This window comes from Streptomyces flavochromogenes (genome assembly GCF_000717595.1).
Taxonomy (GTDB): Bacteria; Actinomycetota; Actinomycetes; order Streptomycetales; family Streptomycetaceae; genus Streptomyces; species Streptomyces flavochromogenes.
On the sequence record NZ_JNZO01000001.1, the window covers coordinates 82,272 to 96,044 of the forward strand.

11 protein-coding genes and 2 pseudogenes are annotated in these 13,773 nt (G+C 70.6%); 6 read left to right on the forward strand and 7 right to left on the reverse strand.

Translation table 11 applies throughout. From position 1 onward, the window contains the following. Positions 1-9: 9 nt before the first annotated feature. Both IF00_RS0100275 and IF00_RS0100280 read right to left on the reverse strand, forming a co-directional pair. Positions 10-1,401 carry a family 2 encapsulin nanocompartment cargo protein terpene cyclase gene (locus tag IF00_RS0100275; RefSeq protein ID WP_030312939.1) on the reverse strand — a complete coding sequence of 464 codons (1,392 nt, stop codon included), beginning with the start codon at positions 1,399-1,401 and terminating at the stop codon, positions 10-12. A 110-nt stretch (positions 1,402-1,511) separates the two neighbouring features. After that, positions 1,512-2,933, reverse strand: a complete 1,422-nt coding sequence (locus IF00_RS0100280) for a family 2B encapsulin nanocompartment shell protein (RefSeq protein WP_030312940.1) — start codon at positions 2,931-2,933, stop codon at positions 1,512-1,514. 534 nt (positions 2,934-3,467) lie between these two features. Between IF00_RS0100280 and IF00_RS47950 the strand changes: the two are divergent. From IF00_RS47950 to IF00_RS0100295, 4 genes and pseudogenes are all read left to right on the forward strand, one after another. Beyond that, positions 3,468-4,178: pseudogene (locus tag IF00_RS47950) on the forward strand (Na+/H+ antiporter NhaC family protein); the annotation flags it as partial. A 133-nt stretch (positions 4,179-4,311) separates the two neighbouring features. Next, positions 4,312-4,899: a Na+/H+ antiporter NhaC family protein gene (locus tag IF00_RS47560; RefSeq protein WP_209439715.1), complete on the forward strand. Its 588-nt coding sequence runs from the start codon at positions 4,312-4,314 to the stop codon at positions 4,897-4,899. Positions 4,900-4,902: 3 nt separating this feature from the next. Next, positions 4,903-6,363 (forward strand): basic amino acid/polyamine antiporter, encoded by a 1,461-nt coding sequence (locus tag IF00_RS0100290; protein ID WP_030312941.1) that lies wholly within the window; start codon positions 4,903-4,905, stop codon positions 6,361-6,363. A 58-nt stretch (positions 6,364-6,421) separates the two neighbouring features. Then, positions 6,422-7,684 carry an arginine deiminase gene (locus tag IF00_RS0100295; protein WP_030312942.1) on the forward strand — a complete coding sequence of 421 codons (1,263 nt, stop codon included), beginning with the start codon at positions 6,422-6,424 and terminating at the stop codon, positions 7,682-7,684. 60 nt (positions 7,685-7,744) lie between these two features. Here IF00_RS0100295 and IF00_RS0100300 read toward each other — a convergent pair whose 3' ends face one another. The 5 genes from IF00_RS0100300 to IF00_RS0100320 all read right to left on the reverse strand — a co-directional run bounded on the left by IF00_RS0100300 (position 7,745) and on the right by IF00_RS0100320 (position 11,384). Continuing rightward, positions 7,745-8,248, reverse strand: coding sequence for a DUF1269 domain-containing protein (locus tag IF00_RS0100300; protein ID WP_030312943.1), 504 nt, complete (start codon positions 8,246-8,248; stop codon positions 7,745-7,747). Positions 8,249-8,277: 29 nt separating this feature from the next. Beyond that, complete coding sequence (locus tag IF00_RS0100305) at positions 8,278-8,919, reverse strand: FxLYD domain-containing protein (protein ID WP_030312944.1); 642 nt, start codon at positions 8,917-8,919, stop codon at positions 8,278-8,280. 65 nt (positions 8,920-8,984) lie between these two features. Further along, on the reverse strand, positions 8,985-10,079 hold the full coding sequence (locus tag IF00_RS0100310; protein WP_030312945.1) for a baeRF3 domain-containing protein: 1,095 nt from the start codon (positions 10,077-10,079) through the stop codon (positions 8,985-8,987). A 50-nt stretch (positions 10,080-10,129) separates the two neighbouring features. After that, positions 10,130-10,618: a DUF1269 domain-containing protein gene (locus IF00_RS0100315; protein ID WP_030312946.1), complete on the reverse strand. Its 489-nt coding sequence runs from the start codon at positions 10,616-10,618 to the stop codon at positions 10,130-10,132. A gap of 184 nt (positions 10,619-10,802) precedes the next feature. Continuing rightward, entirely contained in the window at positions 10,803-11,384 is a 582-nt protein-coding gene (locus IF00_RS0100320; RefSeq protein ID WP_030312947.1) for a TetR/AcrR family transcriptional regulator, read from the reverse strand. 399 nt (positions 11,385-11,783) lie between these two features. Here IF00_RS0100320 and IF00_RS40785 point away from each other — a divergent pair. Together IF00_RS40785 and IF00_RS40790 are read left to right on the forward strand one after the other, a co-directional pair. After that, positions 11,784-12,967, forward strand: a pseudogene (locus IF00_RS40785) (agmatine deiminase family protein). A 149-nt stretch (positions 12,968-13,116) separates the two neighbouring features. Beyond that, a complete protein-coding gene (locus tag IF00_RS40790) occupies positions 13,117-13,692 on the forward strand; it encodes a DUF4436 family protein (protein ID WP_342451022.1) in 576 nt (191 codons plus the stop codon). The last annotated feature ends 81 nt before the right edge of the window (positions 13,693-13,773 follow it).

Consider the following 13,773-nt stretch of genomic DNA (forward strand, 5'->3'; position numbering starts at 1 on the left):
ATCCATTTCTTACCAGAAATCGGGCAGGCTGTAGCGATAGGTGTTGGTCTGGTGCCAGTAGTGGTTGCCGTCGACCCACACCGCCACGCCCCGCAGGAAGCGCTGGACGGTCGGGACGGGGCAGGCGGCGGCGAGGGCTGCGGCCTCGGCCTCGAAGTCCCGCATGAGGTCGTTGTGGACCTCGACGGCCTTCAGATAGCCCTCGCGGTCGGAGACGCCTTCGCGTTCGGCGATGACCACCGGCAGGTTCAGGTGGGTGCCGGGGCTGTCGAGTTCCTTCATGTAGGAGTAGAGGTCGTTCACGATGGTGGTCGCGTTCCCGGCGAGCGCGAGGACGCGCTGCATGGCCGGCTGGGCGTGCAGGTCCGCGGGGAGTTCGTAGCCGCCGACGGTGTCGGTGATGGTGGGGCAGGGGCGGAAGTTGTTGAACTGCCGCATCGCCAGGTACTCCCACACCTCCGGCATGTGGTCCGTCTCGGCCCAGGCGGCCTCGGCGAGGTAGCCCATGTGCAGCCGGGCCATGTCGTGCCGGAACCGGTCGGCCTGCGAGGGGGTCGACTGGTTGACGAAGTACTCCATGGCGGAGCGGTAGGCGCGCCGCGGGGCGTCCGCGTAGAGCGACTCCGCCCAGAGCGGCTGGTACTCCGTCGTCGTGTGGAGCGGGTCCAGGGCGGTGTGCGCGAGGAGGAGCCGTCCGCCGAGGCCGATGGGCGAGCCGCCGTGGTCCTCGCAGTAGCAGTCGTCGACAGCGTTCTCGGCGACCATCAGACGCGTGGCGAGCATCAGGTGCTCGACGGTCGGGGCGTCGGGGTGGCAGGCGACCATGTAGCGCCCGACGGAGAAACCGTCGAACTCGCCTTCCCAGTCCTCGGGGTAGAGCTGCACCTCGTCGAGCGCCCAGGCCTTGATCCTGCGGCTGACCTCGTCCACCCGTACGGGATCGGGTTCGGGCACGGGGTGGAAGTAGAGGCCCGGGATCGGCCGGCCCTCCACCGGCGCCGGGGGCTCCGGCAGTTCGGGGGCGGCCTCGCGCCGGGCCAGGGACAGCGCTGCCGTACCGAGGCCACTGGGGCCGGGCAGGACGAATCCCGGCCCGGGAACCGGCGGCGCGGTCACGACGGCGCCGTCCGGCGACGCGGAAGCGGCCCCGACGGCGGGAGCGACCACGGGTGCCGTGGCGATCACAGGGGTGGAAGCGACCACGGAGGTGGGAGCGACCACTGATGCCGTGGCGACCACGGGCGCAGTACCGGCTCCGGTCGCGGCGGCGGCCGCGGCCGTGAGAGCGGCCGCCCCGGCCGTCTCGGTGGGAACGGCCGCCCGTCCGAGGACATGGAGCCCGAAGTGGGCGGCGGCGGTGGGCAGGCTCGACTGCAGAGGGGAAGGCCCGGGTTCGGGCATCCGTGACTCCTTGGTGAGGGTGGTGGGCTGTCCGGGGTCCCGGGCACGGTCGGCCGGCCCGGGACGCTCCGGACCGTCGCGGCCGTCGTGGCGGCCGCGGGACAGCTCCTCTAGTGCCTGCGGGCGATCTCCACGTTCTCCAGCACGCCCAGCGCGTTCGGCACGAGGATGGCGGCGGAGTAGTACGTGGTGACGAGGTACGACATGATCGCCTGTTCGCTGATGCCCATGAAGCGCACCGAGAGGCCGGGCTCGTACTCCTCCGGAAGTCCGGTCTGGCGGAGGCCGATGACGCCCTGGTTGTCCTCGCCGAGGCGCATGGCGAGGATCGAGCTGGTGTTCTCCTTGGTGATCGGGATCTTGTTGCAGGGCAGCAGCGGGACGCCCCGCCAGCTCAGGACCTGCTGGCCGTCGAGGTCGACGGTGCCCGGGTTGAGGCCGCGGGCGTTCCACTCGCGGCCGATCGCGGCGATCGTCCGGGGGTGGGCGAGGAAGAGCTTGGTGCCGCGGCGGCGGCAGAGGAGCTCGTCGAGGTCGTCCGGGGTGGGCGGGCCGGAGTGGGTCTGGATCCGCTGCTTGAAGTCGGCGTTGTGGAGCAGGCCGAACTCCCGGTTGTTGATCAGCTCGTGCTCCTGGCGCTCGCGCAGCGCCTCGATGGTGAGCCTGAGCTGCTCCTCCGTCTGGTTCATCGGCCCGTTGTAGAGGTCGGCGACCCTGGTGTGGACCCGCAGGACGGTCTGGGCGACGGAGAGTTCGTACTCGCGCGGCTTGAGCTCGTAGTCGACGAAGGCGCCCGGCAGGGCGACCTCGCCGGTGTGGCCGGCCGACATCGCGATCTCGGCCTCGCCGTGCTTGTTCTGGCGCTGCAGCGGGAGCGAGCTGAACGTCTCGATGTGGGCCTGGAGGGACGGTGCCGAGGCGAGGACCGCGGCGAACTCGGCGCGGGAGAGGGTGAGCAGCGTGCCGGCGGTCTCGGCGGTGGCGGTGTAGTCCCATCGGGCGTCGGCGTCCAGAAGGGCGTTCTCACCGAACCGGTCGCCGTCGGCGAGCACCGCGACGGCCACGTCGTCGCCGTACTTGCCGAGGGAGATCTGGTTGATCCGGCCGTGGGCGACGAGATGGATGTCCTCGGCGGGGGTGCCGCGCTCCACGAGCACCTCGCCGGCGCTGAAGTCGCGCTGGACGCACCGGCCGGCCAGCGCGTTCAGCACCTCCTCGTCCTCGTAACCGCGCAGCAGCGCGAGTTCGCCGAGCTCACGGGGGATCACCCGGACGTGGGCACCGTCCTGGACGAACTCGATGCGCCCGTCGCCGACGGTGTAGCTCAGCCGTCGGTTCACCCGGTAGGCACCGCCCTTGGTCTCCACCCAGGGGAGCATCCGCAGCAGCCAGCGGGAGCTGATCTCCTGCATCTGCGGGGCGGACTTGGTGGTGGTGGCGAGGTTCCGGGCAGCCGCGGTGCTGAGGCTGGACTGCTTCCGCTGGTCCGCCGACTGGTCCAGCTGTACGTCCGGGCTCGTGTCTACGGTCATGGGGCGGGCTCTCCTTCGCAGGGGGTGGTGACCGGCGCACGGGTGCCCCGGTCAGTGAAAGAGGAGGAAACGAGAAGGCAATGAAGGCAGGGAAAAGCGGGGAAAGGGGAGAAAGGATGATGAAGCTCTGGGAATCCGTCCAGATCCCGGGGAACAGTAACGGCCGGTGACCCCGGTACACCCCATCGATTCGAGGGCATTACCTCGAAGCGGCGATCTTGCTCTGTTCGAGGTTTAACCCGGTGATCTGCGACATTCGGGCCACGTGGCCGAGAGCCCATGGGTCGAGCCCTCCATGAGCCCCTTTCAGGTTCGAGAACCGCGTCGACGTTCGGCCCGTTTCCGACGGCACCCGCGCCCACCCACCCAACCAGGGGCGCAGATACTTCCTTATTAGGACAAAACGGTCCACTCCGGCTAGATTCGGCTTTCAGTCATCTCTCGTCGCTTCAAGGGGTGGGCATGCAGGCCGGCGAACCCGCCGAAGACGAACGAACCCCTCGGGAACCGTCGCTCGCGGGCGCCCTCCTCCCGATGGGCGTCCTCGCGGTGCTCCTCGCCGGATCCCTCGCCCTGTTCGGTCTCGACGCCCTCGACGGCCCGATGCAGGTCGCCCTGGTCCTCTGCGCCATGACCGCCGCGCTGGTCGCGCTCAAGAACGGACACCGGTGGTCGGACGTCCAGCGGGCCGGTCAGGGAGCGATGTCGTCCCTCACCAGCGCCGTGTTCATCCTTCTGACGGTAGGCGCGCTGATCGGTGTCTGGAACCTCTCCGGGACGATCCCGACCCTCGTGTACTACGGCATCCAGGTCCTCTCCCCCAGCTGGTACTACGCGGCGACGGCGCTGATCTGCGGCGGTATCGCCATGAGCATCGGCAGTTCCTGGACGACGGCCGGCACCATCGGCGTCGGCCTGGTCGGCGTCGCGGACGTGCTGGGCGTCTCCACTGCGATCACCGGCGGCGCGGTCATCTCCGGCGCCTATCTCGGCGACAAGCTCTCGCCGCTCTCCGAGACCACCGTGCTCACCGCCCAGATGGTGAAGGTGGACGTCTACGAGCACATCAGGCGTCAGGCCTGGACGTCACTGCCGGCGTTCGCGATCGCCTTCGTCGTGATCCTGGTGATCGGCCTGGTCGAGGGCCCGGACGTGGTCGACCCCGTCGGCGAGGACATCGAGCTCAAGAGCCTCGGCGCGATCTACCGCATCACCCCGCTCAACCTGCTGCCCCTGGTCCTGCTCGCGTTCCTGTCGATCCGGAAGGTGCCCGCCTCCCTCGCCCTGATCTCCTCCGCCCTGTTCCCGGGTGTCCTGGGGGCCTTCCTCCAGCCGGACGTGATGCGGGGCGTTCGTCGCCGGGACCGGGAACATCGTCGTGGAGTCGCTGAAGGGCATCCGGCGGGCTATGGCCAACGGCTTCTCCGACTCCGGCATCCCGCTGATCGACCAGCTGCTCTCCCGGGGCGGCATGGACAGCATGCTGCTCACCCGCTGGCTGATCATCGGCGCCGTCACCTTCGGTGCGCTCCTGGAGGAGTTCGGGCTCATCGCCCGGCTCGTCGAGCCGATGATCCGCTCGGCGAAGAGCACGGGCCAGCTGCTCCTCACCGTCTTCACCTGCGCCTTCGGGCTCAACGTCGTCGCGGGCGACCAGTACATCGCGCTCGTCCTCCCCTCCCGCGTGTTCCGGCTGGAGTTCGAGAAGCGGGGGCTCGCCCCGACCAACCTCTCCCGGCTCGCCGCGGACAGCGGCACCGTCACCTCGGCCCTGGTGCCGTGGAACTCCTGCGGGGCGTTCATGGGCGCCGTCCTCGGCGTCCCCACCCTGTCGTACGCCCCCTACGCGATCTTCAACTACGCCAGTCCCACGCTCAGCGTCCTCTACGGCGTCACCGGCTTCAAGATCGAGAAGATCGCGAGGACCGAGCCGCCCGGGGACCCCACCGAGTCGCCCTCGAGGTAGGACATGTCGAACGCTGATACCGGAACAGACGCCACCACAGCCGGGTCCCCGCCTACGGCCAAACTGACGCTCATCACGCTCACCGCGATGGTCGTCGGCTCCATGGTCGGCGCCGGCGTCTTCTCGCTCCCCCGCCGGTTCGCGCAGGAGACGGGTGTCGCGGGCGCGCTGATCGCCTGGGCGATCGCCGGCTTCGGCATGCTGATGCTCGCCTTCGTCTTCCAGGCGCTCGCGGTGCGCCGCCCGGACCTGGACGCCGGTGTGTACGCGTACGCGAAGGCCGGTTTCGGCGAGTACCCGGGCTTCTTCTCGGCGTTCGGCTACTGGGCGAGCGCCTGCGTCGGCAATGTGACGTACTGGGTCCTCATCATGTCGACGATCGGCGCGATCTGGCCGGCCCTCGGCGACGGCGACACGGCCCTCGCGATCATCCTGTCCTCGGTGGGGCTGTGGGCGTTCTTCCTGCTCATCCGGCGCGGGGTGAAGGAGGCCGCCGCGATCAACCGGATCGTGACGGTGGCCAAGGTCGTGCCCATCATCGTCTTCGTCATCCTGGCCCTCTTCTACCTCGACACGTCCGTCTTCGCGGACAACTGGGGTGGCGCCGACTACGCCGGCTCGCTGTTCAGCCAGGTCCGCGGCACCATGCTCGCCACCGTGTTCGTCTTCCTCGGGGTCGAGGGCGCCAGCGTCTACTCCCGCCACGCCAAGCGCCGCGAGGACGTGGGCCGGGCGACGATCCTGGGCTTCCTCAGCGTCTTCGCCGTCTTCGCCTCGGTGACCATCGTGTCGTACGGCATCCTGCCGATGGCCGAGATCGCCGAGCTGCGGCAGCCCTCCATGGCCGGCGTCCTGGAAGCGGCCGTCGGCACCTGGGGCCAGGTCTTCGTCAGCGTCGGCCTCATCATCTCCGTCCTCGGCGCCTATCTCGCCTGGACCCTCATGGCCGCCGAGGTGCTCTTCGTGGCGGCCAAGGACAAGGACATGCCGCGCTTCCTGGGACGCTCCAGCGGCGACGACGTCCCCGTGCCGGCCCTGCTGATGTCCACGGCCCTCAGCCAGGTCGTCCTCGTCGTCACGGCGTTCTCCGACGACGCCTTCAACTTCGCCCTCGACCTGACCAGCGCGCTCAGCCTGATCCCGTTCCTGCTCGCCGCCGCGTTCGCGGTGAAGATCGCGGTGAGACCCGAGCGGGAGAAGGTGGCGGGCCGGGGCACCCGGGGCGAGTTGGTCGTGGCCGTCCTCGCCACGGTGTACACGGCGTTCCTGCTGTTCGCGGCCGGGCTCAAGTTCGTTCTGGTCTCCTTCATCATCTACGCCCCCGCGACCTTCCTGTTCGTCAAGGCCCGGCGCGAGCAGGGCAGACGGCTCTTCTCCCCGCGCGAGCTGGTGATCCTCGTCGTCTCGATCGCCGGCGCCGTCATGGGCGTCGTGGCCCTGGCGACCGGCTGGATCAGCCTCTGAGCCGGCCCTCGTCGTCCTCCGCACCGTCCCCTCGTCACCCGTATCCGAAAGGCCCCGCATGACCAGCAACGACGCTTCCGCCAAGCCCGCGCTCGGCGTGTACTCCGAGGTCGGACGACTCCGCAAGGTCCTTGTCTGCTCCCCGGGGCTCGCCCACCGCCGGCTGACCCCGACCAACTCGGACGACCTGCTGTTCGACGACGTGATGTGGGTGGAGAACGCCCAGCGCGACCACGCCGATTTCGTCAACAAGCTGACCCAGCGGGGCGTCGAGGTCGTGGAGCTGCACGACCTGCTCACCGAGACGATGGCGATCCCCGAGGCGCGGGCCTGGCTCCTCGACCGGAAGATCATCGCCAATGAGGTGGGCCTGGGCCTGATCGACGACACCCGCGCCTTCCTCGACTCCGTCGCGGCCCGCGATCTGGCCGAGTACCTGATCGGCGGCCTGTCGACGACCGACCTGCCCGACGCGTTCCGTTCGGGGTACGTCTCCCTGGCACGCGAGGCCACCGGGGTACGCGAGTACCTGATGCCGCCGCTGCCGAACACGCTCTACACCCGCGACACCACCTGCTGGCTGTACGGCGGCGTGACGCTCAACCCGCTGTACTGGCCGGCGCGGCACGGCGAGACGCTGCTCATGAAGGCGATCTACGCCTTCCACCCCGACTACAGGGACGCCGCCGTCTGGTGGGGCGACCCCGAGCAGGACTGGGGCCAGGCCACCTTCGAGGGCGGCGACATCATGCCCGTCGGCAACGGCGTGGTCCTGATGGGCATGAGCGAACGCACCTCCCGGCAGGCCATCACCCAGGTCGCCGCCTCTCTGTTCGAGAACGGCGCGGCCGACCAGGTCATCGTCGCGGGCATGCCGAAGCTGCGTGCCGCGATGCACCTGGACACCGTCTTCACCTTCGCCGACCGGGACATCGTCACGCTCTACCCGAAGATCATGGACTCGGTCCACACGTTCACCCTGCGGCCCGGCGACAAGGCCCCCGGCGTGGACATCACCGACGAGGGCGGCACCCCGTTCGTGGACGTGGTCGCCAAGGGCCTCGGTCTGCCGCGGCTCCGGGTCATCGAGACCGGCGGCGACGTGTACGCCTCCGAGCGGCAGCAGTGGGACAGCGGCAACAACGCCGTCGCCCTCGAACCCGGCGTCGTCTTCACGTACGACCGCAACACCCAGACCAACACGCTGCTGCGCAAGGCGGGCGTCGAGGTCATCACCATCGTGGGCGCCGAACTCGGCCGTGGGCGCGGCGGCGGCCACTGCATGACGTGCCCGCTGATCCGGGACGCGGTCGAGTTCTGACACGCGCGAACGGACCGGCCACCCCGTGGAGTGGCCGGTCCGTTCGCGTGGCGGGGCGGGTCAGCCGGTCGAGTCGGGGCCCGCCAGCTGCTCGGCGAGCTCCCGCTCGCTCTCCTCCGACAACGAGGTCTTGAGCACGGTTCCGCCGAACTGCTCCACGGCCGCGGCGAACCTGTCCTCGCTGACCTGCGACGCCATGACCACGACGGCGGACGAACCGGGTGACAGCAGTGACTGGACCTTGTCGCGGAACTTGTTGTCGACGCCCATCTGGTTCAGCTTACCGATGAGTCCGCCGACGGCGGCGCCCACCACACCGATCCCCGGCGTGAGGATGATCATCCCGAAGACCATGCCCCAGAGGGCGCCGGCGGTGGCCGAGAGGGCGGCCTCCCCCTTCCGCCTCGCCGGGGTGTCCACATGGGTCTTGCCCTCCGCGTCCACGGAGACGACGGCGAGTCCGGTCAGCTCGATCGCATGGCTGTCCCCGAGCTTCTGCACCTCGGCGAAGACCCTGTTCGCCACGGCGCGATCGTCATAGCCGAGGACGATGAGTTCGGACATACGGCTCTCCTCCTGTGTCAGTCCTGGCGTCAGTACCGCTGTGCCTTGGTGAGCCTCGGGGTGAGCACCGGCTCGGGGGGCTGCCGGCTGATGACCAACGGCTGCTGGCGTTCGCCCGGTTCGAGGTCCTCGACGCCGACGAACTGCGTCTCGACGACCTCGCCCGAGGGGTTGAGGAAGTCGACCTGCACGGCGTACGAGGCTTCCTCGTCCGTGTTGTTGGTGATGTTCAGGACGACCGTCAGCACACCGCCGCTGTCCGCGCGGGGCTTGCCGGTCATCGCGACATCGCTCAGCGCGTTGCCCGGGGCCTTCACGTCCTCCAGCTCGTCCTCGGCCTGCCGGCGCGTGCGCTCGACCTCCGCGCCGATGGACGCCTTGCGCTCGGCCTCCCGCGCGGAGGCCGAGGCCGCCGCGGAGGAGGCGGAGGCGCGGGCGGATTCGACCGCGGCCGCCCCCGACGAGGCTACGGAGGAGGGGAGTTCGCCCGAGAAGCCCGCTGTGTCGGGGGCCGTGGGGCGTTCGCTGACGGCGGGGCCGCCGGTGTCGTCGTTCCCGGTGTCGCAGGACACGAGGCCGACCGCGCCGAGGGCCGTGACGACGACGGCCGCGGCCGCGCTCACCGCCCGTGCGCGGACCGCCCGCCTCGCGCGCGCCGATGTGGGGTTCACAGGATGAGTCCTCTTCTCGTGAGCGTTCGTCGTCAGGTCGGTGTGCGGTCTGGGCGCGGTCGTCGTCAGTAGCGCAGGACGCCGGCGATGCGGCCCATGTCGAGCAGGGTGTCGTCGCGGACGAACTGGACCTCGGCACCGGTGTCGAGGGCCCGCTCGACGATCTCGTCGACCATGTCGTCCCGTGACTCGGGCTCGGAGGGCTCGGCGGGTTCCAGATGGCCGCCCTCGTCGCGTACGACGGTCCGGTAGTGGTCCTCGACGGCGAGCAGCCGGATCCGGCCCTCCTTCACGGCCTGCCACACCTCGTCGATTCCGCCGGCGAACTCGCGGCGCCCCCGGGCGGCGTCGAGTTCGGCCAGGACGGTGGTCGCGGCGGCGTTCTCGCGAGCGACGCGGGCGGGTTCGACGGCCTCCTGGACGGCGGTGGCCGGTCCCTTCGCGAGCCCTCCGTGGTGGACGGGTGTCGCGCCCGGCTGGAGGGGCCCGGTGTCCTCCAGGAGCGCGAGGGCGGCGGGTTCACCCAGCACGTACAGCGGGCGCGGAGCGGAGGCGAGGACGGCGCGCAGGGCCGTGTGCGCCTCGCGGAGGAACTGGCGGGTGGCCTCGTCCTGGAAGGTGCTGGGCAGGTCGCCGATGCGCTCCTTGCGCTCCGCGTCCGGGTCTTCGAGGCTGCGGGTGAGCGGGAAGCCGTCCCCCGTGTGCTCCGTGACCCGCTCGGGGCTGCCGCTCCACAGCGAGACACGGTCGGCCGAGACCGCGAGCGCCCAGGAGGGCTGCTCGGCGGCCTGGGCGGCGACGAGGTTCCGGGTGAGGAAGGTGTCGGCGATGACGACGCGCTCGGGGACCGACCGGGCCACCGTCCACACGTAGTGCTCCCCCGGGGCCACGAAGATGACCAGTCCGTCCTCGGCGTGCGCGAGGTCGGTCTCGGCGACCGCACGGCTCAGCTGGTCCATGACGTCGGCGCGCCGTTCGCGGGTCACCGCCGGGTCGTCCTGGATCGCCTTCTCCGCCGCGGCCACGAGGTTGCGGAGGCGTACGGGGTCCTGGGTGCTGTCCGGCTCGCGGCGGTGGGTGGGCATCACGAGGGACACCGCGGGGTACGGGCGGGGCTGTCGCAGCTTCGCGAGTACGTCGCTGCCGAGCGCGGGGACCATGAGGGAGCCTTCCTGACGAATTCCGGCGGTTCTGCCGTGGGGCGGGCCGGCTACTGGGGGCCGGCGAGCTGCTCGGCCAGTTCCTTCTCGTCCTCGTCGCTGAGCGAGGTCTTGAGGACGGTGCCGCCGTGGGGCCGCATGGCCACGGTGAACTTGTCGTCGGTGACCTTCGAGGCCATGATCACGACGGCGGCCGAACCGGGCTTGAGGAGGTCCGCCACCTGCCGGCGGAACCCGTCGTCGACGCCGGACTTGCTGATCTTCCCGACGAGGCCGCCGAGGGCGGCTCCGGTCAGGAGTCCCACGCCGGGGAGCAGGAAGAGAAGACCGAAGATGGCTCCCCAGACGGCGCCGGAGGCGGCGGAGACACCGATGACACGGCTGTCGGTGTCGACGTGGGTGCTGCCGTCCGCGTCGACGGAGACGACGGCGAGACCGTTGAGATGCACGACGTAGTCGCGCTGCAGCTCCTGCACCGTGCCGTACGCCTGCTCGGCCACCTGGGGGTCGTCGTATCCGATGACGATGAGCTCAGCCATTCCCGCCTCCTGGGAGAAGGGGCCATGAAGTGTCATCGTGTCCCGATATGTCCACCCTCGCGACTCGGTGTTCCCCTCAACGGGCGTACGGGGTTCACCCGGGCACGCCGCCGCGCGACCCGATGGTCGGCGGCTGTCGGGTCGCTCGGCCACCGGTGGCCGGCAGCGGTCCGGATCGTCGGGACTAGACCCGGTTCAGCGAGGCCAGCTCCACGTCGACGGCTTCGCGCAGGAGCGTGCGCGCGTGGTCGATCGCGATGCCGCCGCTCAGCCAGCGCATGCTCAGGCCTTCCAGGAGGGCGGTGAGGCGTTCCGCGGCGGCGGCGAGCGCGGCCGCCGGCGCCATCGGCTGCACCTGCCCCAGGAGCGCGGCCACTTCCTGCACCCAGACCAGGGTCGCCCGCGCGAGGTCCTCGCGCAGGACCGGGTCGAAGACGGCACTCGCCCGCAGCTCGCCCCAGGCCGAGCTGTTCTCCCGCACCTCCGGCGTGTCCTGGAGTTCCAGGAGGAGGACCTCGTCGAGCTCCTCGCGGGCACCGAGGGGCTCCTCGTCGGGGTCGCGCTGCGTGGTGTACCGCTCGGCGCGGTCGTTGATGAACTCCAGCGTGTGCCGCAGGATCCCGGTCCGGTCCTTGAAGTGGTAGTAGATCAGGCCGGTGGAGACCCCGGCCTCCGCGGCGAGTTCCTCCACACGCAGGCCGCGCACCCCGCGCCGGGCGATCACCCGGGCGGCCGCTTCCAGGATCTGAGTACTGCGAGACGACATGCCCCGAACCCTATCCGCTCCCTTCCTCCGGACGTCCGGAGGAGGTCAGCAGGTCAGCGGGTCAGGGGGCACCGTCGCGGCTGCCCGATCGCACTCTTGATCATTCTTTCGGAATCCATGGCCCCGCAGGACTCGGAGTGGCCCGATCGGCAGCCCCGGAAGCGAAATCCGACAGGGGGGAGCCAGGCCCACCAAGCCCTCCACTCGCTTGACTGAAAATCCAGTCAGTGTCAGAGTGACGCCACGGCCCACCCCCACGCGCATCCGGGTACCCCGACCGTCTCCGCACGCCGGTCACCCGTGTGAGGCCCGGCCCGCGAATCCGCCGCGCCGCGCGCGTCTCGTCTCGATCCGCCCGCCGCCGCTGGATAGTTCGCCTGCCCATGATCGGAGCACAGCGTGTCCCACGCCTCCCCCGCCCGCCGCACGGCCCTGCGCGCCTTCGCCGGCATCGGCGGTGCCCTCGCCTTCGGCGCCGCGGCCTGCGGCCCCGGTGACTCCACGCCGTCCGGCGGCACCGACGCCTCCACCCGCCCGGCCCCCGGCTCGGCCGGCCCCGCGTCCGAGGGGGGCGAGCGCCGCTTCGGCGCCGAATGGGACAGCCACACCCGTACGTTCATGTCGTGGCCCGCGCTCGACTCCGTCTGGGGGGAGGACCTGCCCTCCGTACGCGAGGACATCGCCCGTATCGCCCGAGCCGTCGCCGAGTACGAGGCCGTCGTCATGATGGCCCGGCCGGCCCAGGTCGCCGCGGCCCAGCGCGCCTGCGGCTCGCAGGTCGAGGTGATCGCGATGCCGGTCGACGACCTGTGGGCCCGTGACACCGTGCCCGTCTTCGTCGAGGACGGCGGCGAGCTCGTCGGGGTGACTTCAACTTCAACGGCTGGGGCGACAAGCAGGAGCACACCAACGACTCCCAGGTGGGCCGTCTGCTGCTCCGCCGGTACGGCATCCCCCGCGAGGTGGCACCCCTCGTCGCCGAGGGAGGTTCCTTCGAGACCGACGGCGAGGGCACCCTGCTCGTGACCGAGAGCTCGATCGTCAACGACAACCGCAACCGCGGAAAGACCCGGGACCGGATCGAGGACGAGCTCATCGAGACCCTCGGCGTCGAGAAGGTGGTCTGGCTGGCGGGCGTCCGCGGCGAGGACATCACCGACGCCCACGTGGACAGCCTCGTCCGGTTCACCGCCCCCGGCGTGGTCCTCCTGGACCACGCGTCCCCCGGCTCTCCGCCGGACTCCTGGTCCCGCTCGGCCGACCAGGCCCGTTCGGTCCTGGAGAAGGCGACCGACGCGCGGGGCCGGCGCTTCGAGATCATCGACCTGCCACAGCCCGACCTCGACCGGATCACCGGCGAGGGCGACGACTTCGTGTCCACCTACGCCAACTTCTACGTCGCCAACGGCTCGGTCTTCATGCCCAGGTTCGGTGACCGGACGGCCGACGACCGCGCCAGGGGCATCCTCCAGGAGCAGTTCCCCGAGCGGGAGGTCGTGCAGGTGCAGATCGACACCATCGCGTCCGGTGGCGGCGGCATCCACTGCGCGACCCACGACCAGCCGGGCAAGCCCGCCGCCTGACCCGCCCGCCCCCTTCGCCACGTCTTCGGTTCTCTCTTCCCCTGGAGCACGTTCGTGTCCGTCAAGCGACGTCAACCACGGTCCCCCGGCGGACCGCTGAGCATGGGACTCGTACTCCTGGGCGTCGCGACGGCCGCTCTCTGCGGGCTGTGGCTCCAGTTCGGCGAGCGCCAGGACCTGGACACGCCCACGCCGCCGGAGGCCGGGCTCCGGACCGGATCGACATCGACGCCTCCGTGCAGCGCGTCGACGCCGCCGGCCGGGAGCTGGTCCTGCGGGTCCTCGTCACTCCCCGCGGCGCGCTCGCGGAGGCGGGGGGCATCTCTCCCGCCGAGAACCTGACGCTCCAGACCTCCTCGTCCGTACGCGGGGACCTCACGTTCCCCGCCCACAGCCGGATCGCGACCGTCGACGTGCCCGTCACGCTGACCGGCGGCCCGATCACGGACCATCCGTTCGACGCGTACGAGACGGACATGGAGTTGCACCTCGTGCGGCGGCGCATGGGGCTGACCTGGCCGGCGCTCGGCTGGATGGCGGCCACGCTGTTCGCCCTGGCCGCCTTCCGGAACACCGCCCCGGGGGCGCCGCCGATCGGCAGTCTCCTCGACTACCTCGCGTTCTTCTGGGCCGAGACGCTCATCGCGTTCTGCGTGATCGTGGTGGTCGTCCGGGCCGTACGGGCGGAGGACCCGCCGCCACCGCGCGGCGCGCCCGTCCCCTGAGGCGAAGCCGTGCGTGAGCCGCCGGCGCCGACCGTTCCGAGACGCGGCCGGACGGCGCTGTCGTCTGCCCCACACGGGCGG

What these genes read in the sequence shown, in the direction of transcription:
- IF00_RS0100275 (WP_030312939.1), bottom strand. Translation starts at nt 1,401, where the DNA reads ATGCCCGAACCCGGGCCTTCCCCTCTGCAGTCGAGCCTGCCCACCGCC.
- IF00_RS0100280 (WP_030312940.1), bottom strand. Translation starts at nt 2,933, where the DNA reads ATGACCGTAGACACGAGCCCGGACGTACAGCTGGACCAGTCGGCGGAC.
- IF00_RS0100290 (WP_030312941.1), top strand. Translation starts at nt 4,903, where the DNA reads ATGTCGAACGCTGATACCGGAACAGACGCCACCACAGCCGGGTCCCCG.
- IF00_RS0100295 (WP_030312942.1), top strand. Translation starts at nt 6,422, where the DNA reads ATGACCAGCAACGACGCTTCCGCCAAGCCCGCGCTCGGCGTGTACTCC.
- IF00_RS0100300 (WP_030312943.1), bottom strand. Translation starts at nt 8,248, where the DNA reads ATGTCCGAACTCATCGTCCTCGGCTATGACGATCGCGCCGTGGCGAAC.
- IF00_RS0100310 (WP_030312945.1), bottom strand. Translation starts at nt 10,079, where the DNA reads ATGGTCCCCGCGCTCGGCAGCGACGTACTCGCGAAGCTGCGACAGCCC.
- IF00_RS0100315 (WP_030312946.1), bottom strand. Translation starts at nt 10,618, where the DNA reads ATGGCTGAGCTCATCGTCATCGGATACGACGACCCCCAGGTGGCCGAG.
- IF00_RS0100320 (WP_030312947.1), bottom strand. Translation starts at nt 11,384, where the DNA reads ATGTCGTCTCGCAGTACTCAGATCCTGGAAGCGGCCGCCCGGGTGATC.